Origin of the sequence: Thioclava sp. GXIMD4216, assembly GCF_037949285.1 — a bacterium.
GTDB lineage: Bacteria > Pseudomonadota > Alphaproteobacteria > Rhodobacterales > Rhodobacteraceae > Thioclava > Thioclava litoralis.
The window spans coordinates 937671-957745 of sequence record NZ_CP149926.1; the positions used below are offsets into that span (position 1 = coordinate 937671).

Consider the following 20075-nt stretch of genomic DNA (forward strand, 5'->3'; position numbering starts at 1 on the left):
GGTAACGCAAACGGCTCACATTGTTGCGACCCGTTTTGAGACCTGTAATGAGTGCCACGCGATCTCCTAAATCCTACGGAACTGCGGTTTGCCTATGCGGCATCTTCGGTGTGATGGGTGTCCATCACTTCTATTTGGGAAATATCTTGCACGGGTTGGTCGACTTCGCCCTGTTTGTCGTCACCATCGCATTGTTCCTGCATGACAATCCGTTGGCCCTTCTGTTTTTGCTGGCGGATGTGCTGCATACGATCATCGTGTTCTACAAGCTGATCACGGAACAGGAGCGGGATGGACAGGGGCGGCTGGTCTGCCTTGCATCAACACCTGTTTGACCTTCCCTCATATTGGAGATTTCCATGACCGCGACCCCGATCGAGCCGCAAACCACCGCTACGGCGGAATCGACCAAGGGCTTTGTGCCTGCTGTTCTTCTGTGCTTCTTCCTTGGTTCGCTGGGCGTGCACCGTTTCTATCTTGGCAAGATTGGCACCGGCATTCTGATGCTGCTGACCCTTGGTGGTCTGGGCATCTGGTCGCTGATCGATTTCGTCCGCCTTGTGGTCGGTTCGATGAAAGACAAGAACGGCCTGCCGCTGCGCCGCTAAGCGCCGCCTCGTCCGTATTTCGATGCCCGCGATGCCTCTTCGCGGGCATTTTCCGTGGAATAATCGCCCCGAATACAGCCGCGACTCTCTGAATGTGTTTTTATAAACTGACAAAAACACTCATGAATTGTTAGCGCTGAAAATGTGATCACGCTGCGAATTCATGTGATCACAAATGAAATTTTCGTATCTCTTTTGAGTGAAACAGCACAAATTTTCTAGTCGTGGCGCGTGACACCTGCGACAGATCGTCCTATGCATGTGCCAGACATTATTCCGGCCAGCCCCGCGGCGCCCGTAGCAATAGCCGATCGTCTTTTGCCGCGCGAATTTCGGGGCCAAGCGACAGAGGGACCCACTATGGCAGAAACGAAACGGGTTGAGAGACCCCTTTCCCCCTTCATGATCGGGCAGTATTACCGCCCGCAGATGACCTCGATCTCATCCATCACCGTCCGCATCACCGGCATCGCCACCTTCGGCTTTGCGGTGCTGATCGTGCTCTGGCTGTTGACGGCTGCCACCTCGGCGGGTGCCTTCGCCGTTATGGACGGCCTGCTGCGCAGCTTTATCGGTGACCTGCTGATGATCTGCGCCGTCTGGGCGCTTTGGTACCATATGCTTGGCCGCCTGCGTCACGTGATCTGGGATTTCGGCTATGCGCTCGACATCAAAAGCTCCGAGACCATGGGCCGCGGCATGTTCATTGGGGCCACTGTCCTGATGCTCTTCACTATCATCGTGCTCTGAGGAGGGTGGCTATGAGATATCTTACCGATCGTAAGCGCGCCGTAGGTCTCGGGGCTTCGGGCGGCGGCACGCAGCATCACTGGAAGATGATCGTCAGCTCGATCCTGATGGTCATCGCGGTTCCGGTGTTCATCTTTACCTTTGGCGCCGTCTATGGCGGCAGCTACGAAGAAGTCATTGCCTTCTTCAAAAATCCGGTTGCAGCGATCGTCGTCGGTCTGACGATGACCGTGATCATCAACCACGTCAAACATGAGGTCCATGAGGCAATCGAGGACTACATGCACGGCACTTGCGAAAAAATGGCGATTGTAGCGACCTCGGCTCTGGCGAATATCCTGATCGTGGCCGGTCTGTTCTCTCTCGTCAAAATTGCGCTCTAAGCGCAAGACTCCGATTAGGAAGATCTGATATGGCTTCAGCTTACGAATACGAGACGCATAAATATGACGTCGTGGTGGTCGGTGCCGGTGGCGCCGGTCTGCGCGCGACGCTGGGCATGGCGGAACAGGGTCTGCGCACCGCTTGTGTCACCAAGGTTTTCCCGACCCGTTCGCATACGGTGGCAGCACAGGGCGGTATCGCCGCCTCGCTGGCCAATATGGGCCCCGATAACTGGCAGTGGCACCTTTACGACACCGTGAAGGGGTCCGACTGGCTGGGTGATACCGACGCGATGGAATATCTCGCGCGTGAGGCCCCCAAGGCCGTCTACGAGCTTGAACATTACGGCGTGCCGTTCTCGCGCACCGAAGAGGGCAAGATCTACCAGCGTCCCTTCGGCGGCCACACCACCGAATTCGGTGAAGGCCCGCCCGTGCAACGGACCTGTGCCGCCGCTGACCGCACCGGTCACGCGATCCTACACACGCTCTATGGCCAGTCGCTGAAGAACAACGCCGAGTTCTACATCGAATATTTCGCTATCGACCTGATCATGTCGGAAGACGGCAAGTCCTGTGTGGGCGTGCTGTGCTGGAAACTGGATGACGGCACCTTCCACCTGTTCTCGGCGAAAACCGTCGTTCTGGCGACCGGTGGCTATGGCCGCGCCTATTTCTCGGCCACTTCGGCCCATACCTGCACCGGCGACGGTGGCGGCATGGTGGCCCGTGCGGGTCTGGCGCTGCAGGATATGGAATTCGTTCAGTTCCACCCGACCGGCATCTATGGCTCGGGCTGTCTGATCACCGAAGGCGCACGCGGCGAGGGTGGTTACCTGACCAACTCCGAAGGCGAGCGCTTCATGGAGCGTTATGCACCGACCTATAAGGACCTTGCGTCCCGTGACGTGGTCTCGCGCTGCATGACGATGGAAATCCGCGAAGGTCGCGGTGTGGGCGAGCATAAAGACCACATCTTCCTGAACCTCTCGCACCTTCCGCCGGAAGCACTGCACGAGCGTCTGCCGGGCATCTCGGAATCCGCGAAGATCTTTGCGGGCGTCGATGTGACCAAAGAGCCGATTCCGGTTCTGCCGACGGTGCACTACAATATGGGCGGTATCCCGACCAACTATTGGGGCGAGGTCATCAACCCGACCGCAGACAACCCCGATGCCATCGTTCCCGGCCTGATGGCTGTGGGCGAGGCGGGCTGTGCCTCGGTGCATGGTGCCAACCGTCTGGGCTCGAACTCGCTGATCGACCTTGTGGTGTTCGGTCGTGCGGCGGCGCTGAAAGCGGGCGAGATCCTCGACCCGAACGCGCCCAACCCCGCGATGAACTACAAGGCGGTCGATGCGGCCTTCGCGCGGTTCGACGCGATCCGCTATGCCAAAGGCGGTACGCCCACGGCAGATCTGCGTCTGGAAATGCAGCGCACGATGCAAGCCGATGCGGCCGTGTTCCGTACCGACAAGACGCTGGCAGAGGGCGTCGAGAAGATGAAGGCCGTGGCCTCCAAGATCGACGATCTGTCCGTGACCGACCGTTCGCTGGTGTGGAACTCGGATCTGATGGAAAGCCTCGAGCTGACCAACCTGATGCCGAACGCGATGGCGACCATCGTTGGTGCAGAGGCCCGCAAGGAATCGCGCGGTGCCCATGCCCATGAGGATTATCCGGATCGCGACGACGTCAACTGGCGCAAGCACTCGATCATGCGTGTGGAAGGGGCGAATGTCGACCTGACCTATCGCCCTGTCCATATCGACCCGCTGACCAAATTCGAGGATGGCGGCATCGATCTGGCCAAGATCAAGCCGAAGAAGCGGGTCTACTGATGCGGGGGCGGCTGGGGCTGGCTCTTGGCAGCGCGCTTGCGCTGCTGGGATGCGCGAAGGTTCCGGTCGCTCAGGCAGAGAAAATCTGCCTTACGCGTGTGCAAGAGGCGCGTCCGATCTCCGGTTCTGTGGGATTGGGCGTGCGGGACGGAAAACCGGCAACGGCTTATGATGTCAAACTCGGGATTTCTACGGACACGTTCCGCGACCCGAGCGAGGTTTATAAGAATTGCGTGTATCAGTATTCCGGCCAACTGCCACAAACACCGCTTTATGACAGGTGATCCGCTGCCCGGGAGGTCCGGGCACGGTTGCGAGATTTATCCGAGGGGCTTCGCGACGAAGCCAGATACGCAGCGGCGCCCCTCGTCCACACATGATCGGAGGTAGAAACATGGTTCAGTTTTCCCTACCCAAGAATTCGAAGATCCGGGTCGGCAAGACCTGGCCGAAGCCGGAAGGCAAAAACGTCCGCAAATTCCAGATCTATCGCTGGGAGCCGGAAGATGGTGAGAACCCGCGGGTCGACACCTATTTCGTCGATCTGGCGAAATGCGGCCCGATGGTTCTGGACGCGCTGATCAAGATCAAGAACGAGATCGACCCCACGCTGACCTTCCGCCGCTCGTGCCGCGAAGGGATCTGCGGGTCCTGCGCGATGAATATCGACGGCCATAACACGCTGGCCTGCATCTTCGGTCTCGACGAGATCAAGACCGATGTGGTCAAGATCTACCCGCTGCCGCACATGCCGGTGGTGAAAGACCTGATCCCCGATCTGACGCATTTCTATGCGCAGCACGCGTCGATCATGCCGTGGCTGGAAACCAAGACCAACCGTCCGGAAAAAGAGTGGAAGCAGTCCATCGAAGACCGCAAGAAGCTGGATGGTCTGTATGAATGCGTTATGTGCGCGTCCTGCTCGACCTCCTGCCCAAGCTACTGGTGGAACTCGGACCGCTACTTGGGTCCGGCAGCCCTGCTGCACGCCTACCGCTGGATCATCGACTCGCGCGATGAGGCTACCGGCGAGCGTCTGGATGCGCTGGAAGACCCCTTCAAGCTGTATCGCTGCCACACCATTATGAACTGCACCAAGACCTGCCCGAAAGGTCTTAATCCGGCGAAATCCATTGCCGCGATCAAGCAGATGATGGTCGAACGCGCGGTCTGATCCGTATCTCCATGCTGTTGTCCCGCCCCCGCTTTGTCGGGGGCGTTGGCATTTTAAAGGCACGTTTTGCATATTGCATTGCAGCGAATGCATGTAAGCCTTGCGGTTGTGCCCATAGCCAGACGTCATAAAAGCTTTATGTAGGCGTGCAGGGAGGAACTCGGAAACACTGGAGAGTTCCATGAATCAAATCGTCAAATTCCCCGAAACGGCCGAGTCCGCTCTGAAGCATGAAGACGCTCTTGCCTATTATGTGCCCAGTTCGCGGGTGGAGGCATCGGCCCGGAAGGATATTGAGGAGAAGCCGGCAAACATCGCTGTTCTTGATGAGATGTATGGCTACTATACCGCCTGACCTCCGGTCTTAGGGCAGATGAAAACCCCGGTTGGATTGGCCGGGGTTTTGTCGTTTTAGGAGAGGTCTTCATGAAGTTAGCTACCCCCGAGCATGCCGCGCCCCAAGATGCGGCGGCTCGCAAATCCATCGCGCCGGTGATCTGCTATCCGGTGGAGACCCTGCCCAAACCGGATCTTGCCGCCTATCGCGCGGCACGGGCAGGGGCCACGAAGAGTGACGAAGTGATTGTGCCCCCGCGTGACGGGCGCTGCTTCCATGTAAAGGCGGGGCAGTTCTTCCGTATTTCTTCGGTGGAGGGGCCGCAGGTCGGGGATCTCAACCTGTGGTCGGCAGATTTCTCCGAACGTTTCTACTCGGGAAAGACCCGCGCGCTGCATGGCACCCATCTTTCGACCGGCGACCGGTTCTGGTCATCCTTTCCGACGCTGCGCCCGATGGCCACGATCGTGGATGACAGCCTTGACTGGTACGGGATCGATGCCGATGGCGGTTCGGTCCATGATGTGATCGGCACTCGTTGCGATCCCTATACCCATGCTTTGCTCAGTGACGGGGCGCAGTATCATCATTGCTGCCATTCCAACCTGACACGTGCATTGGTGCAAGAGACAGGCATGGCGCTGGCGGAGGCCGAGCGGCATGTGCATGATGTGTTCAATATCTTCATGTGCACCGGTTTTACCCGCGACACGGGGCAGTATTTCATGAAAGCGAGCCCTGTCCGGCCGGGCGATTACATGGATATCTTCGCCGAGATCGACCTTGTCGGCGCGCTGTCGGCCTGTCCCGGTGGAGATTGCTCTGCCGAGCATAGCTCGGACACTGCCGCCTGCTATCCGCTCAAGGTCGAAATCTTCACCCCCGAAGCGCCGCCCTCGGGATGGGTGTCACCGGCCCGCAACCGGTATTGCGGCACGCACGGGCTGTAACGCCTTCGGGCAAGACAGGGCAGGGGGGGCTGGAACGAAGATTCCGGCCCCGTCGTCTTTTCTCTTACTCTTCTGGAAGCCGGAGTTCGCTTTCCACAAACCGCTCGAACGCATCAAGATCTATCGCCTGAAACTGGCCGAAACTCTGGATCCAGATGATCGCCTCGCTCATGGAGGTGGGTTCGAGCTTGCACCATTTCACCCGACCGCGCTTCTCCTGACTGATAAGCCCTGCCTGACTGAGGATCGCGAGATGTTTCGAGATCGCGGCCAGCGAGATGTCGAACGGGCTGGCGACATCGGTCACCGCCATATCGTCTTCCAGAAGCATGCGCAGGATCTCCCGCCGTGTCGGGTCAGCGAGGGCGGCAAAGATCGTGTCGAGATGGGTCGGTGCGGGCGCGGTCATGCGCTACCTTATTGAGCTTTTTCAACAATGGTCAACCGATGGGTTGAATTTGCATTTTGAGCCAATTCACCGATGCGGTCATATTGTCGCAGCCATTCCGCTTTGCTGAAAGGATGAAAAAACAAAGAAAGCAATGGGTTGAGAAAGTTTCTTGATGGCGCCAACAGCGTTGACTCACTGCGCCGTGACGTCTATCACAGCCTTAACACGACCAAGGGCCTGAGAGATGAGCAACGAGCCTGATCCCGAACGTTTGAAAGCGCTCGAAGACCGGCTTGCGAAAGTCTCCAAGCAGGCGTCTGGGCAGGCCGAGGACGCACCGCGCGGCGGTGTCGCGCAATCCGAGCTTGCCTGGCGCATGGTCATAGAGCTGGTGTCGGGGCTGGGGATCGGTTTCGGGATCGGCTACGGGCTTGATGTCCTGTTGGGAACGCTGCCGATCTTCATGATCATCTTCGTTCTGCTTGGGCTGATTGCGGGGGTACGCGTGATGATGCGTACCGCTGCAGAGATAAATGCGAAACCTGAGGCCGGTTCTGCGGCTGATGAAGAGGGAAAATAGACGTGGCGGAAAGCACTTCGAACGCCAATGGTTCGTCCAAGATGATCAGCTACATCTTGTTCGCCGTTGTGATCCTGATGCTCCTCATTGCGATTGTGACCGAAGGGTCGGGCGAGATGGCTTTCCACCCGATGGACCAGTTCGTGGTCTCCCCTCTGGTGGGTGAGGGGCCGGTGCACTGGTATACGCTTACCAATGCAACCCTGTGGATGGCGATTGCCATCATCGCAATCGTTCTGGTGCTGGTTGTCGGCACCCGTGGCCGCGGCATCGTACCGAGCCGTGCGCAGTCCATTGCCGAGCTGTTTTACGGCATGGGCCATAAAATGGTCGAAGACATCTGTGGTAAGGAGGGGCTGAAATTCTTCCCCTATATCATGGTGATCTTCTCCTTTATCACTTTCGCAAACTTCCTCGGCCTGCTGCCGATGAGCTTTGCCACCACCTCGCATATCGCTGTCACCGCTCTGCTGGCACTTTTCGTGTTCGTCGCCGTGACCGTGATCGGTTTCATCAAGAACGGCATGGGCTTCCTTGGCCTGTTCTGGGTGACTGCGGCACCGCTGCCGCTGCGTCCGATCCTTGCCCTGATCGAGGTGATCTCTTACTTCGTCCGCCCCGTTTCGCATTCGATCCGGCTTGCGGGCAACATTATGGCCGGTCACGCGGTGATGAAGGTTTTCGCAGGCTTTGCCGCCATCGCGCTGATCTCTCCCGTGTCCGTGCTGGCCATCACTGCAATCTACGGCCTCGAAGTGCTTGTTGCCTTCATCCAGGCCTATGTTTTCACGATCCTGACCTGCGTCTATCTGAAAGACGCGCTGCATCCCGCACACTAAGGTCGATCCAAGGATCGCGTTAATCTACTCAAGCCAATTCCAACTTTAGGAGTGACGACTATGGAAGGCGATATCGTTCAAATGGGTGCTTACATCGGTGCAGGTCTGGCTTGTATCGGTATGGGTGGTTCGGCAATCGGTGTGGGCACCGTTGCAGGCAACTTCCTGTCGGGTGCCCTGCGCAATCCGTCGGCAGCCGCTGGTCAAACCGCAACGCTGTTCATCGGCATCGCATTCGCAGAAGCACTGGGGATCTTCTCGTTCCTCGTCGCTCTGCTGCTGATGTTCGCCGTCTGATCCCTTTTTCGCAATCTTGCGGACGGAGGGGCCCCGACGGGCCCTTCCGAGTTTGAGACAGGGTCGCGTGCCTGCGACCCGAGAGGGACAACGACATGGCAACAGAACACGAAGCCGCCGAAATGGCGCATGGCGCAGCCGAAGCTGCTCATGGCGGGTCGCACGGCGCCGAAGCTGTAGGCATGCCGCAGCTCGACTTCTCGACCTATCCCAACCAGATCTTCTGGCTTCTGGTCTCGTTGGTCGTGATCTACTGGGTTCTGGCAAAAGTCGCTCTGCCGCGGATCGCATCCGTGCTGGCCGACCGTCAGGGCACCATCTCGGGGGATCTAGCCTCCGCCGAGGAATTCAAGCTCAAGGCCAAAGAAGCCGAGGCCGCCTATGAAAAGGCCCTCGCAGATGCTCGCACCAAAGCGCAGGCGATTGTCGCCGAGGCCCGTGCGGACATCCAGAAAGACGTGGATGCGGCAATCGTGAAAGCGGATGCCGAGATCGCGGCCAAAACGGCGGAAAGCCAAGCCAAGATCGCAGAGATCGAAGCAGGGTCCCGCGCGGCGGTGGAAGCCGTCGCCAAGGAAACCGCGCTGGAAATCGTTGCGGCTCTGGGTGGCAAGGCCGATCAGGCCAGCGTTGCTGCGGCTGTCGACGAACGGTTGAAAGGATAAGGTCATGAAGAAACTTGCTGTTCTTGCTGCCCTTGTTGCTGCTCAGCCTGCCTTTGCAGCCTCCGGCCCGTTCTTCAGCCTGCATAACACCAATTTCGTTGTGCTGCTGGCCTTCCTGACCTTCATCGGTGTGCTTTTCTATGTGAAAGTCCCGACGATGCTGGGTGGTCTGCTGGATAAGCGCGCCGCAGGGATCAAATCCGACCTCGAAGAGGCGCGCAGCCTCCGCGAGGAAGCCCAGTCCATTCTTGCCACCTACGAGCGCAAATCGCGCGAAGTGCAGGTTCAGGCCGACGAGATTGTCGCCAATGCCAAGCGCGACGCGGAATTGGCAGCCGCTCAGGCCAAGAAAGATCTGGCGGAGTCGATCGAACGTCGTCTGAAATCTGCCGAAGAGCAGATTGCTTCGGCGGAAGCCGGCGCGATCAAGGTTGTGCGCGATCAAGCGGTTTCGGTCGCAATCGCTGCGGCTGGTAAGGTGATGGCCGAGCAGATGTCTGCTCAGGACAAAGCCGCCCGTATCGATGCCTCGATCACCGAGGTTGCACAGCGCCTGCACTGAGCTTTCGGGGTCAGCATAAAGACAAAACCCGGCCAAATGGCCGGGTTTTTTATTGGATCAGCTCCGTTGTTGCAGGCGCAGCCTTGCGGTTTCCTCATTCTTGAGCGCCTTGCGGTTATGCGTCATCTCGACTTCCACGAAATTCATATGCGCGGCCACGGCCTCGCGCGCGGCGATACCGTCACGTTTCTGTATGGCCTCGTTCATCGCGCGGTGCTGGTTGAGCAATTCGGCACGGGTCACGCGGTTTTTGAACAGCATGGAGCGGTTATAGAACACGCCTTCGCTGAGCAATTCGAACATGGCGCGCATCATATGGAGCATGATGACATTGTGGCTGGCCTCGACGATGGCAAGGTGGAATTGCGCATCCAGCGCCGCCTCTTCGGTGTAGCTCCGTTTGGAATGGGCGGCTTCCATCCGTTTGAAAAGACTGTCGATCACCTGCAGGTCGGTGTCGGAGGCAAAACGGGCAGCGCGCTCGGCTGCCAGCCCTTCCACATCACGGCGGAAGGCCAGATAATCATAGACCGCCTGATCGGAGGAGGAAAACAGCCGGATCAGTGCAGGCGAAAAGGCCGAGCCCAGAACATCGGCCACAAAGACCCCCGCACCGGCACGGGTGCAAAGCAGCCCCTGATCCTGTAGCTCCGATATCGCTTCGCGCAGAGAGGGGCGGGAGACGCCCAGCCGTTCGGATAATTCGCGTTCTGACGGAAGCCGCTCGCCGGGCCGCAGGATGCCTTGCAAGATCAGTTCTTCGATCTGTCGGACAATGGCTGTTGCAAGCTTTTCGGATTCAATCTTTCGAAACGGCATTGCTGGCACCCCCCTTGGTTAGATTTTCTAGCCAATTATCTTAATGCCAAGCAAATTGGTAAAAAGAAAGGGCCAGAACATGTCTGGCCCTTTCGACATAGGTGTGGTGCGTCTTTCAGTTCGCGTTGGTCGGGGTGATGATGAATTCGACCCGACGGTTTTTCGCGCGACCCTCGGCGGTGAGGTTCGAGGCAATCGGGTTTTCTTCGCCACGGCCATAAGACTGGATACGCGAGGACGGCACGCCCGCCTGCACCAGAACCGCTGTCACGGCATTGGCGCGCGCCTCGGAGAGGCGTTGGTTATAGGCCGCTTCGCCGGTATTGTCGGTATTGCCGACAACCTGCAGCGTGGTGTTCGGGTAGCGGTTCATGCTGCCCGCGAGCGTATAGAGATCGTTTTGCAGATCGGGGCGCACTGCCGAACTGTCGGTGGCAAACAGGATGTCCTGCGGCATCGTCACCACGAGGTTGTTGCCGTCGCGCACCACCGAAGTGCCTTGCGCGTCAAGATCACGGCGCAGCTCCTGCGCCTGTTTGTCCATCTGGTTGCCGATCGCACCGCCAATCAGCCCGCCCACTGCCGCACCGGCGGCGGCTTTGGTCAGACGCTCGTCGCCGCCCGACATGGCACCGGCCGCGCCGCCCAGAAGGGCACCGGCGATCGCACCGCCACGGGTGTTCTGATAGGGGTCGTTAGGGTCGGCGGGGGTGGTCACACAGCCTGCCATCGCAAGCAAGGCTACGCTTGCCACAGTCAGGGAAATCTTCTTGTTCATCTCGTTCTCGCCTTTGTCCTTGCATCCGTATTCTCGGACGTCCGGCTGATATTACGTCGGAGTTGCGGGAAAGTTCCATTGGCGTTGATGCGCTGCGCGGCATTTTGCCTATCGTTTCCGCTAATCGTTATCGGTTGCGAGCGCGGCGTGGGGCATTCGTGAACCATTTGCCTCGGCACGGGCGGCCTCGCGCGCCAAAAGCACACGTTTGGTGGTCAGGCCCCAGTGGTAGCCGCCCAATCCGCCTGATTTGCGCAAGGCGCGGTGGCAGGGAATCAGCGCGGCAACCGGATTGCGCCCGATAGCGGTGCCAGCCGCGCGGGTGGCTTTCGGGGCCCCTATGGCGATGGCAATGTCCTGATAGGTTGCAACGGCGCCTTCGGGAATCTGCAAGAGAGCCTCCCAGACCTTGATCTGGAACGCTCTGCCGGACAGATGCAGCGCCACGTCCCCCCGTTGCGCAAAGGCGGCTGTCACCCACTGTTCCAGCGCTTCGGGATTTTCCACGAACGTGGCGGCGGGCCAGCGCGTGGCCAGATCCTGATATGCGGTCGCCTCGCCCATTTCGGCGCTGAAAGCCAGCCCGCAAATGCCGCGCGACGTGCCCATCACCAGTGCCGGACCATAGGGGGTGTCGAACCTGCCCCAGTTGATCAGAAGCCCCGCTCCCTTGCGCGCAAACTCCCCCGGCGTCATCGCTTCCCAGCGTAGAACCAGATCATGCAGGCGGGCACTGCCCGAAAGCCCCGTCTCCTGCGCCACTGCTGTCAGCGGGTGACGCTGGCGCAGAAGATCCTTGGCAAGATCCAGTTTGAGATATTGCATGTAGCGCAGTGGGGAAACGCCCGCCCAAGCGGTGAAGCATTTCTGGAAATGGGCTTCGCTCATATGGAGCTTCCGGGCCAATGCGCTTAACGTCAGTGACGTCCCTGCCGCATGGGCGGCATCGATCTGGGCGATGGCGCGGGCGATAAGCTGGTAATGATAGCTGTCTTGCATGGGGCGGGCCTTTGAAAGAGCGGGTGTCTGCCAGCCTAATGCGGCCTGCCGCCCGGCACGACCCGAATCCTGTGCAAAGAGTTCCGGCCTCAGGCGGCGATGCGGTCCTGTCGGCGGCGACGGTCCTTGCAGAACATATCCGCTTCCCAATCGGCCAGCCAGACACGGGCGGAGAGATCGTGATACTCGCCGATTTGTGGTGCCAGACTGGTGCGCACGCGCGGCGGCATCAGCGACATATAGGAAGAGTCCGCCTGCACGGTTGCAACCCACAGACCTTCGGCCAGAACAAGCTCTGGCGCGGTGAACAGCAGGGAATATACCATACGGCGCCCTTCAAGGCGGGGAGTTTGTTTGGCCAGATGGTCGGCCTGTGCCAGCATCTCGGTTTCGGCGAACCATAATTCCAGCTCGGGACCGGCCAGCAAAACGCCCGTGCGCGGGGTCATGATCAGTTCGCGTTCGGGCAGGTTTGGCCCCAGAAGATCCGCCGAGACCGACATCAGCCGCGTGGCAATCGGCGCACGGCGCGGCATGGTGTGATGGCCCAGCCACAAAAGCGGCTGATAGCCGTTATCGCGTGTCAGGACACGGTCCCCGGGACGCAGCCAGTCAATCGGTTGCGGCCCCTCGTCCGTCGCGATCAGGGTGCCGCCAGCCAGACAGGGCAGGTTCGAGATTTCTTCCGGCGTGGCGGCCCGTCCGCCCGTCGAAAGCTGCGAGGCTTCGGTATAGGACTGGCCGGGGACCATCGCGAGAGAGGGGATATAAAGACAGAGCTGGCCGTCAATCTCGATCCGGTCAAGGCGCAAGGTGCCTTCGGAGGATTCCAGCAAGACAGGGATATCGGCGGTCAGCAGACCGCGCGCCACTGCGTTGCCATCGGGGTCACGCAAAACGGCCACGTCTCCCTCGAACAGAATTTCGAGCATCTCTTCGGCCTGAAACTCGGACCGAAGCATCCAGCTATGTTCGTCGCGATTCCGGATGATTGCCGAAATCGGGTAGCCCATGTCCATTTGCGTCTCCCTGCGCGGATATCCCACGCTGTCCAGATTGCCCGAGGGATGGATAACGCGAGTTTAACGAAAACGGTCTTAACTCTATTTATGCAAAGATTTTCCGAAGATTTTGTCGTAAGGGCCAAATGCAAATAAACTTGCGATACAGCCTGCATCTGGGCATAGCTTGGCCATGACCCAGAAAAGCGCAAAACAGCTTGGATATAACGATATGTGCGAGATCTTCGCACGGTTTCGCACATCCGAGGCCGAGCCCAAGGGTGAGCTGGACCATGTGAATGCCTACACGCTTCTGGTGGCCGTGGCGCTTTCGGCGCAGGCGACCGATGCGGGGGTGAACAAGGCCACCAAGCATCTCTTTCCCATCGCCGATACGCCGCAGAAGATGCTCGATCTGGGCGAGGAAGGGCTGACCGAGCATATCAAGACCATCGGGCTGTTCCGGCAAAAGGCCAAGAATGTCATCAAGACGGCGCGTATTCTGGTCGATGAGTATGGCGGGGTGGTGCCCTCGTCGCGTGCGGCGTTGCAATCGCTGCCCGGGGTGGGGCGCAAGACGGCGAATGTCGTGCTGAATATGTGGTTCCACTATCCCTCGCAGGCTGTGGATACGCATATTTTCCGGATCGGCAACCGGTCGGGCATTTGCCCCGGCAAGGATGTCGAGGCTGTGGAGCGCGCCATCGAGGATAATGTTCCTGTGGAATTCCAGCAACATGCGCATCACTGGCTGATCCTGCACGGTCGCTATATCTGTGTCGCGCGCAAACCGAAATGTGGTGCCTGTCTGATCCGGGATCTGTGCCAGTTTGAGGAGAAAACCTTATGAAAAAGTATCAGTTCGTTGGTATCGCCAATTCGATTGTGGATGTGATTGCGCAATGTGATGACAGCTTTCTCGACCATATGGGGATCGAGAAGGGCATCATGCAGCTGATCGAGAAAGACCGCGCCGAGACGCTGTATGCCTCGATGAAAGAGCGCACCCAGGCGCCGGGCGGCTCTGTTGCCAATACGATTGCGGGGCTCGGGAATCTGGGGCTGCGTACCTCTTTTGTGGGGCGTGTGCGCGACGATGCCTTGGGGCGTTTCTACGAGGCGGCGCTGGAGGCAGAGGGAACGGGGTTCCCCAATGCGCCGATCAAGGATGGCGAATTGCCGACCTCGCGGTCGATGATCTTCGTCACCCCCGATGGTGAGCGGTCGATGAATACCTATCTGGGGATTTCGGCAGAGCTATCGACCGAAGATGTGCCTCTTTCGGTGGTGGAAGATACCGAATATCTGTTCCTTGAAGGCTATCTGTTCGACAAGGATAAGGGAAAAGCGGCCTTCCTGAAGGCGGCGCAGGCAACGCGGCGCACGGGGGGGCAGGCCGGTATCGCATTGTCGGACCCCTTCTGCGTCAATCGCCACCGTGCCGATTTCCGTCGCCTGGTCCGCGACGAGATGGATTATGTGATTGGCAACGAGCATGAGTGGGCGGCGCTTTACGAGACCGATCTGCCGGCGGCGCTCGATCAGGCGGCCTCGGAATGCGGGTTGGTGGTTTGCACGCGCTCCGGAGCGGATGTGATCATCCGTCGCGGGGCCGAGCGGGTCGAGGTGCCTGTCACGCGCGTGACGCCCGTGGATGCGACGGGGGCGGGCGATCAGTTTGCTGCAGGCTTCCTTTATGGAATCGCCACGGGGGTTCCGCTGGATGTGGCGGGCCGTATGGGCTGCGTGGCGGCTGCCGAGGTGATTTCGCATTACGGGGCGCGGCCCGAGGTGGATGTGAAGGCGCTTTTTGCCGCGCAGGGTCTTGTGTGACGGCAATCGCCTCTGGCGAGGGGAGGGGCGTGTGGAGCGCCCCTCGAACGCCCCTGATCGGGGCATCGCTCGGGCCGCTCCGCTGCCGCGCGCGTTGATCTGGCGGGATTAGTCCTGTGGCGGCAGGTCCGGTGCGGGACGGGTCGGGAAGAACCAGTCTGCCACCAGCATACAGGTCAGCGCCCATGCCGCGCCAATCGACCAGCCCGCCAGCACATCGGTCGGCCAATGCACCCCGAGCGCCAGACGGCTGATGCCGACGCTGATCGAGATCAGCACCGCCACGGAAATCAGATAGGCGCGGGTCCGGCGACGGCTTTGCAGGCGTGCCAGCATCACGGCCAGCGTCAGCCACGTGATCGTGGCCATCATTGAATGGCCGGAGGGAAAAGAAGCCGAGGTGACATCGGTCCCGTGTGGCACGACATCCGGACGGGCACGGTCGAAAAGCAGTTTCGAGACATTCGAGACGACCTGACCGCCCAGAACGGCGGCCAGCAGGACCCAGACCTGACGGCGGTAGCCCTCCATCAGCAGATAGCCTGTCGTGAAGACGATCAGGCTGCCCAGAACGGTGACGCCGCCAAGGGCGGTTACATCGCGCACTACGGTTTCCATCCAGTGCGGGCCTTTGAGCACGGCCAGATCATTGCTGTCACGGAACCAGAGCAGAACGGCACGGTCAAAGGCGGTGGTGTCGCCTGCGGTCATTTCCGAGGCGATCTGGGCAAAGGCCCAGACCCCGCCGCCGATCAGGCACAGGCTGATCAGCAGGCCGATTTCAAGTCGGTCGACATGTCGGCTGAGCCAGGGGCCCAGCGGGCCGGGCAGATGGGCGACAAGGCGGGCGGGAAGGGAAGGTGTATGGGGATGCGGCATATCAGGCGCCATTTATAGAAATGGATGCGGTCTTGAAAAACACGACCGCCTTATTGGCCGAGTTTTGCGTGAACCTCGTCCAGATCGACTTCCCCCAAAGGCATTTTATTGTCGGGATTGTCAAAGTCATATTTGAAAAGCTGGAAATCCTTCTTGTAGATTTCCCAGACCAGATGGCGCGAGAGATCATCGAAATAATCGCTGATCGGATGGGCGCGTTTCGGGCCATGCCCCTCGGATTCATTGAATTTCGGCACGGCGGCAAGGTCGACCTTGACCGGTGTTTCAATATCGTCGAGCACGCTTTGCATGCCTTCATTGAACTTTTCCGTGAAGAAGATGTTATTGTAGCGCCCGCCATTCACGATGAAGGTCGAGATATGGCCGGACATGGCGGACCAGTGGATGTCGGGTTCCATCGGGCGGCGCCAGCGGATGGTGTCGCGCGCAAATAGCAGGAAGCGGCGGAAGCTTTTGACCTGATCGAAGTCGAAATTGTCTTCCGGAGAGCCGACCTCGATACCGTATTTCTGGATCAGCTGCGGCACCAGATTACCCCGATAGCGGCGGCCATTCCGCTGGATGCCGGCGATCTTGTCAAAGAAAGAGGACAGGATGCGCCCATAGGGGTTGCGCACGCAGGTGAAGGAATAGGCCTTGCCACCTTTGACCACGCGCTCGATCGGGCCTTGGCTATAGTCCTGCGACCACTTGTGCAGGCCCTCTTTGGAATCATGGATGTCGCCATCGAAGAAGCGGCCGTGGTCGGAATAAAACATGATCTGGCCGATGGACGAGCAGGCGCATTTGGGCACCACGCGATAGACCACGCTTTCACTTTCTGTCATCCACGTTCCGGGAAAACCCATTTGCCTGCTCCTTGAACCCGGTGCGCTTGTCGTCACCTTTACGCAATAATTAGACTGAAAAAGCAAACAAACTTTATATTTTCAATGTCCCTCGCCGCAAAGAGGGGCGATAGTGGCGTAACTGACATAGAATATGCCGATAAATATGGTCCAGATTGCCTTCATTCTTCTGACACACAAAGACCCTGAAACGGTGATCCGTCAAGCGGCCCGCCTGACGGCGGCCGGGGATTGTGTGTCCATCCATTTCGACGCGCGGGCGAACCCTGCCGATTTCCAGCAGATTCGCGACGGGCTGGCCGATAACCAGCAGGTCACTTTTGCCAGAAAGCGGCTGAAATGCGGCTGGGGCGAATGGAGCCTTGTCGCCGCCACCCTTGAGGCGGTGAAAGCGGCGGTGGAGGCCTTCCCCGATGCCACGCATTTCTACATGCTGTCGGGCGATTGCATGCAGATCAAATCGGCGGAATATGCCCATCGCTTTCTCGAAAGCGAGAATTGCGACTATATCGAAAGCTTCGATTTCTTCAATTCCGACTGGATCAAGACGGGGTTCAAGGAAGAGCGCCTGATCTACCGCCACTGGTTCAACGAGCGCACCCAGAAATGGTGGTTCTACCAAAGCTACGAATGGCAGAAGCGCCTCGGGATCACCCGCAAGGTGCCTGCCGATATCGAGATGATGATCGGGTCGCAATGGTGGTGCCTGCGGCGCGACAGCGTCGAGAAAATCCTGCAGTTCTGCAAGGACCGGCCCGAGGTGCTGCGCTTCTTTGCAACGACATGGATCCCCGACGAGACCTTCTTCCAGACCATCGCGCGCCATGTTGTCCCCGAGCGCGAGATCCGTTCGCGCACGCTGACCTTTCTGATGTTCACCGATTACGGCATGCCGGTGACCTTCTATAACGACCATTACGATATGCTGCTGGCGCAGGACTATCTGTTCGCCCGCAAGATCAGCCCCGAGGCCAAAGAGATGAAAGCACGGCTTGGCAAGCTGTGGGGCGAGCAGGATATGGCCTTCCCGATCTCGAACGAGGGGCGCGCGCTGTTCGGCTTCCTGACGCAGAAGGGGCGGGAGGGGCACCGTTTCGCGCCCCGCTTCTGGGAGACAGAATCGACGCTGGGCCGCGACCGTGTGCTGTATGTGGTGCTGTGCAAGAAATGGCATGTCGCGAAACGTCTGGTTGAACAGATCCGCGCGCGCACCGATCTTCCGGCGGTCAACTATCTTTTCAACGAACAGGAAGAGCTGCCCCCGCTTGGCGGGATCGAGAAGACGCTGGAGAAGCGCAACCGGCACCGTCGGGCCCTGCTGCGGATGCTGCTGGAATACCATCGCAGCGACCGGCTGCTGATCTGTGTCGATCCCTCGGATTTCGATCTTCTGCGCGATCTGACCTCGGATAAGGTCGAGACACGTATTCTGGAAATCGAGACGGAATTCTCGGATGAGTATCTGGTTGGTCATGCGCAACGGATCGGACTGGCCGCTCATGATAGCCCGTCGCAGATCTACGAGAGGGTTCTGCCGACCATCCGCTATGATCTGCGGTATGAAAGCGAGAAAATCCGCGATGCGGAGTTCGAATATTTCTGGCGTATTCGCGAGACGGCGCAGGTGCAGGCCAATGCCGGACCGCTTGCACAGTTTCTAAAGCTTGATACCGATACGGCTGCCGAGATTGCGGCCACCGACTACCTGTTTTCCGACTAAGGAGGCTTCTTTGCCCTATAGCTATGATAGCGAGAATATCTTCGCCAAAATCCTGCGCGGCGATATTCCCAATGCCACCGTGCTCGAAACCGAATTCACCTTGGCATTCAAGGATATCACCCCCAAGGCGCCGGACCATGTTCTGGTGATCCCCAAGGGGGCCTATGTGAATTACGATGATTTCTGCCAGAATGCGTCAGATCCAGAAATCCTCGATTTCATGCGCGCCTGTGGCCAGATCTGCAAGGATCTGGGGGTCGAGGAAAAGGGCTTCCGTGCGATCACCAATGCGGGCGAGCATGGCTGCCAGGAAGTGCCGCATTTCCATATGCATATCCTTGCGGGCAAGGTGATGGGGCCGTTGCTGGCCGATTGAGGCCGGCAACGGCGTGCCACGCCAGACCCGCCCCGCCGCGTTCACGCGCGATGGGACGGGTCCGACATTTTTCACAACAGCTGATATCCGTTTAAACCTTGCGGGAGAGCCACCGGATGCGTCGCGTAGCGGTACTCTGTCTTTGTCTTGCAGGTCTGGTGCTTGGTGGGGGCGTGGCATATGCTGCCCCTGAGATCGGTCTCTATCTTTGCCCCCGTTGTTACGGCTACCGGCCTGTCGCGCCGCATGTCTATGCCGACGGGCAGGCCAGTGACGCGCAAATCCGTTCGGCGCTGGACAATCTTGAAGGGGCCTCGGCACGTGTGCGGGGCGTCTATCCCGATCTCGCCTCCGATCCCGAATGGCTGCTCTGCCTGTCCGAGGCGTGCAACCTTTCTGTCCGGACGGGGCCGCGCGCGATGGCCTATCTGGACAGGTTTGTCTTTGTGACCGGGCGAGGGACGTCGGTGACAATCCTTGCGCATGAACTGGCGCATGCCGAGCTGCATCACCGTGTGGGGGCGTTCCACTTTCTCACCGGTGCCGTGCCTGCATGGTTCGATGAGGGGCTGGCTGTCTATATCTCGCGCGATACACGGTATCTCTCGCTACGGGAGGGGCGGATTCTGGGGTGTGATGACGCGGGCAGGATCTCTCCACCAGCGGATGCCGGTGATTTCCGCAGGAGGGCTGCAACCGAGAGCCATGCCCTTTACACGGCCTCCGCCTGTAAGGTGATGGACTGGCTGGCCCGACATGGCGGGCTCCAAGGCGTGATCGCAATGGAGGCATCGCTGCGTCGGGGCGGACAGTTCCTGCCCTGAATGCGGTAGGCATTCCGGCGGCAAGATGGTGCCGAGGGGGGGCTGCGAAGGGGGCGGTGCCGTCAGCCGCGCAGGCCCGTCTCGGTCAGGATGCCACGGCGCTTGGCTTCGTAATAATAGCCGCGCGAATACCAGTAAACGGCCTTGTCGCTGGAGCCATCGGCACACATCCATGCACCGCGAAGGTATTTACCGGCATATTTCAGGTTCGTTTCGGGGTCGAGAAGCCCGCTAGGCTTGCCGCGAAAACCCATCGCACCGGCGGTCTGCGGCGAGATCTGCATCAGGCCGTAATAGCTGCCATTGCGGGCATCGGGGCGGTAGCCGCTTTCGCGGGTGATCACGCGATGCATCAGCGTGCGCGGGATCTCGTAATGATCGGCATATTGGTTGATCATCTTGCGCAGTTGCGGGGTTTCGTTCGGGCGCAGGTTCATCTGCTGCTGCGGCGCTTTGGGCGTTGCCCCACAGGCGCTCAGCGCGAAAAGGCCAAGGAGCATGGACCGTCGTGACAAATGCATCTGAAAACCCCGGAAAGACCGATATCTCCAGTTAGCCAAAACTTTCCCGCACGGAAAGGGTGGGGGTGACGCATCGGCA

General features: G+C 59.2%; 27 protein-coding genes. 19 read left to right on the forward strand and 8 right to left on the reverse strand.

What is annotated here, in order from left to right:
* Window positions 1–47 precede the first annotated feature (47 nt).
* The 9 genes from WDB88_RS04630 to WDB88_RS04670 all read left to right on the forward strand — a co-directional run bounded on the left by WDB88_RS04630 (window position 48) and on the right by WDB88_RS04670 (window position 6043).
* Window positions 48–335: an NINE protein gene (locus WDB88_RS04630; protein WP_339109035.1), complete on the forward strand. Its 288-nt coding sequence runs from the start codon at window positions 48–50 to the stop codon at window positions 333–335.
* Window positions 336–359: 24 nt separating this feature from the next.
* Window positions 360–608, forward strand: coding sequence for a TM2 domain-containing protein (locus WDB88_RS04635; protein ID WP_339109036.1), 249 nt, complete (start codon window positions 360–362; stop codon window positions 606–608).
* A 360-nt stretch (window positions 609–968) separates the two neighbouring features.
* A complete protein-coding gene (gene sdhC, locus WDB88_RS04640) occupies window positions 969–1358 on the forward strand; it encodes a succinate dehydrogenase, cytochrome b556 subunit (RefSeq protein WP_339109037.1) in 390 nt (129 codons plus the stop codon).
* Between the two features lie 11 nt (window positions 1359–1369).
* Complete coding sequence (gene sdhD / locus WDB88_RS04645) at window positions 1370–1741, forward strand: succinate dehydrogenase, hydrophobic membrane anchor protein (RefSeq protein ID WP_339109038.1); 372 nt, start codon at window positions 1370–1372, stop codon at window positions 1739–1741.
* Between the two features lie 29 nt (window positions 1742–1770).
* Window positions 1771–3582 carry a succinate dehydrogenase flavoprotein subunit gene (gene sdhA, locus WDB88_RS04650; RefSeq protein WP_339109039.1) on the forward strand — a complete coding sequence of 604 codons (1812 nt, stop codon included), beginning with the start codon at window positions 1771–1773 and terminating at the stop codon, window positions 3580–3582.
* Window positions 3582–3866: a hypothetical protein gene (locus tag WDB88_RS04655; RefSeq protein WP_339109040.1), complete on the forward strand. Its 285-nt coding sequence runs from the start codon at window positions 3582–3584 to the stop codon at window positions 3864–3866. The genes sdhA and WDB88_RS04655 overlap by 1 nt, the downstream gene beginning before the upstream one ends.
* A gap of 110 nt (window positions 3867–3976) precedes the next feature.
* Window positions 3977–4756, forward strand: a complete 780-nt coding sequence (locus tag WDB88_RS04660) for a succinate dehydrogenase iron-sulfur subunit (protein ID WP_339109041.1) — start codon at window positions 3977–3979, stop codon at window positions 4754–4756.
* A gap of 181 nt (window positions 4757–4937) precedes the next feature.
* On the forward strand, window positions 4938–5111 hold the full coding sequence (locus tag WDB88_RS04665) for a hypothetical protein (RefSeq protein WP_339109042.1): 174 nt from the start codon (window positions 4938–4940) through the stop codon (window positions 5109–5111).
* A gap of 71 nt (window positions 5112–5182) precedes the next feature.
* Window positions 5183–6043 (forward strand): DUF1989 domain-containing protein, encoded by an 861-nt coding sequence (locus tag WDB88_RS04670; protein ID WP_339109043.1) that lies wholly within the window; start codon window positions 5183–5185, stop codon window positions 6041–6043.
* Window positions 6044–6107: 64 nt separating this feature from the next.
* On the opposite strand, the gene WDB88_RS04675 is transcribed toward WDB88_RS04670, so the two are convergent.
* Window positions 6108–6452, reverse strand: coding sequence for a metalloregulator ArsR/SmtB family transcription factor (locus tag WDB88_RS04675; RefSeq protein ID WP_339109044.1), 345 nt, complete (start codon window positions 6450–6452; stop codon window positions 6108–6110).
* Window positions 6453–6678: 226 nt separating this feature from the next.
* On the opposite strand from WDB88_RS04675, the gene WDB88_RS04680 reads away from it, so the two are divergent.
* The 5 genes from WDB88_RS04680 (at window position 6679) to WDB88_RS04700 (ending at window position 9377) form a co-directional block, all read left to right on the forward strand.
* Window positions 6679–7014, forward strand: coding sequence for an AtpZ/AtpI family protein (locus tag WDB88_RS04680; RefSeq protein ID WP_339109045.1), 336 nt, complete (start codon window positions 6679–6681; stop codon window positions 7012–7014).
* A 77-nt stretch (window positions 7015–7091) separates the two neighbouring features.
* The gene (locus WDB88_RS04685; protein WP_339109471.1) at window positions 7092–7853 is read left to right on the forward strand and encodes a F0F1 ATP synthase subunit A; all 762 of its coding nucleotides are present in this window, start codon (window positions 7092–7094) and stop codon (window positions 7851–7853) included.
* Window positions 7854–7913: 60 nt separating this feature from the next.
* Window positions 7914–8150, forward strand: coding sequence for a F0F1 ATP synthase subunit C (locus tag WDB88_RS04690; RefSeq protein WP_339109046.1), 237 nt, complete (start codon window positions 7914–7916; stop codon window positions 8148–8150).
* Window positions 8151–8245: 95 nt separating this feature from the next.
* Window positions 8246–8815: a F0F1 ATP synthase subunit B' gene (locus tag WDB88_RS04695; protein WP_339109047.1), complete on the forward strand. Its 570-nt coding sequence runs from the start codon at window positions 8246–8248 to the stop codon at window positions 8813–8815.
* Between the two features lie 4 nt (window positions 8816–8819).
* The gene (locus WDB88_RS04700) at window positions 8820–9377 is read left to right on the forward strand and encodes a F0F1 ATP synthase subunit B (protein WP_339109048.1); all 558 of its coding nucleotides are present in this window, start codon (window positions 8820–8822) and stop codon (window positions 9375–9377) included.
* 57 nt (window positions 9378–9434) lie between these two features.
* On the opposite strand, the gene WDB88_RS04705 is transcribed toward WDB88_RS04700, so the two are convergent.
* From WDB88_RS04705 to WDB88_RS04720, 4 genes are all read right to left on the reverse strand, one after another.
* Window positions 9435–10196, reverse strand: a complete 762-nt coding sequence (locus WDB88_RS04705; RefSeq protein WP_339109049.1) for an FCD domain-containing protein — start codon at window positions 10194–10196, stop codon at window positions 9435–9437.
* Between the two features lie 115 nt (window positions 10197–10311).
* The gene (locus WDB88_RS04710) at window positions 10312–10974 is read right to left on the reverse strand and encodes an OmpA family protein (protein WP_339109050.1); all 663 of its coding nucleotides are present in this window, start codon (window positions 10972–10974) and stop codon (window positions 10312–10314) included.
* A gap of 120 nt (window positions 10975–11094) precedes the next feature.
* Window positions 11095–11973 carry a bifunctional helix-turn-helix domain-containing protein/methylated-DNA--[protein]-cysteine S-methyltransferase gene (locus WDB88_RS04715; protein WP_339109051.1) on the reverse strand — a complete coding sequence of 293 codons (879 nt, stop codon included), beginning with the start codon at window positions 11971–11973 and terminating at the stop codon, window positions 11095–11097.
* An 89-nt stretch (window positions 11974–12062) separates the two neighbouring features.
* On the reverse strand, window positions 12063–12992 hold the full coding sequence (locus WDB88_RS04720; RefSeq protein ID WP_339109052.1) for a Hint domain-containing protein: 930 nt from the start codon (window positions 12990–12992) through the stop codon (window positions 12063–12065).
* A 175-nt stretch (window positions 12993–13167) separates the two neighbouring features.
* Between WDB88_RS04720 and nth the strand changes: the two genes are divergently transcribed.
* Both nth and WDB88_RS04730 read left to right on the forward strand, forming a co-directional pair.
* On the forward strand, window positions 13168–13824 hold the full coding sequence (gene nth, locus WDB88_RS04725; RefSeq protein WP_339109053.1) for an endonuclease III: 657 nt from the start codon (window positions 13168–13170) through the stop codon (window positions 13822–13824).
* A complete protein-coding gene (locus tag WDB88_RS04730) occupies window positions 13821–14807 on the forward strand; it encodes an adenosine kinase (RefSeq protein WP_339109054.1) in 987 nt (328 codons plus the stop codon). Before nth ends, WDB88_RS04730 begins: the two co-directional genes overlap by 4 nt.
* A gap of 108 nt (window positions 14808–14915) precedes the next feature.
* On the opposite strand, the gene WDB88_RS04735 is transcribed toward WDB88_RS04730, so the two are convergent.
* Window positions 14916–15686 (reverse strand): phosphatase PAP2 family protein, encoded by a 771-nt coding sequence (locus WDB88_RS04735; RefSeq protein WP_339109055.1) that lies wholly within the window; start codon window positions 15684–15686, stop codon window positions 14916–14918.
* 50 nt (window positions 15687–15736) lie between these two features.
* A complete protein-coding gene (locus tag WDB88_RS04740) occupies window positions 15737–16555 on the reverse strand; it encodes a sulfotransferase family protein (protein ID WP_339109056.1) in 819 nt (272 codons plus the stop codon).
* Window positions 16556–16700: 145 nt separating this feature from the next.
* Between WDB88_RS04740 and WDB88_RS04745 the strand changes: the two genes are divergently transcribed.
* The 3 genes from WDB88_RS04745 (at window position 16701) to WDB88_RS04755 (ending at window position 19475) form a co-directional block, all read left to right on the forward strand.
* On the forward strand, window positions 16701–18275 hold the full coding sequence (locus tag WDB88_RS04745; protein ID WP_339109472.1) for a DUF5928 domain-containing protein: 1575 nt from the start codon (window positions 16701–16703) through the stop codon (window positions 18273–18275).
* Between the two features lie 10 nt (window positions 18276–18285).
* Window positions 18286–18651 (forward strand): HIT domain-containing protein, encoded by a 366-nt coding sequence (locus WDB88_RS04750; protein ID WP_339109057.1) that lies wholly within the window; start codon window positions 18286–18288, stop codon window positions 18649–18651.
* Between the two features lie 116 nt (window positions 18652–18767).
* Window positions 18768–19475 (forward strand): hypothetical protein, encoded by a 708-nt coding sequence (locus WDB88_RS04755; protein ID WP_339109058.1) that lies wholly within the window; start codon window positions 18768–18770, stop codon window positions 19473–19475.
* Between the two features lie 62 nt (window positions 19476–19537).
* On the opposite strand, the gene WDB88_RS04760 is transcribed toward WDB88_RS04755, so the two are convergent.
* Window positions 19538–19975, reverse strand: a complete 438-nt coding sequence (locus WDB88_RS04760) for a lytic transglycosylase domain-containing protein (RefSeq protein WP_339109059.1) — start codon at window positions 19973–19975, stop codon at window positions 19538–19540.
* Window positions 19976–20075: the final 100 nt, after the last annotated feature.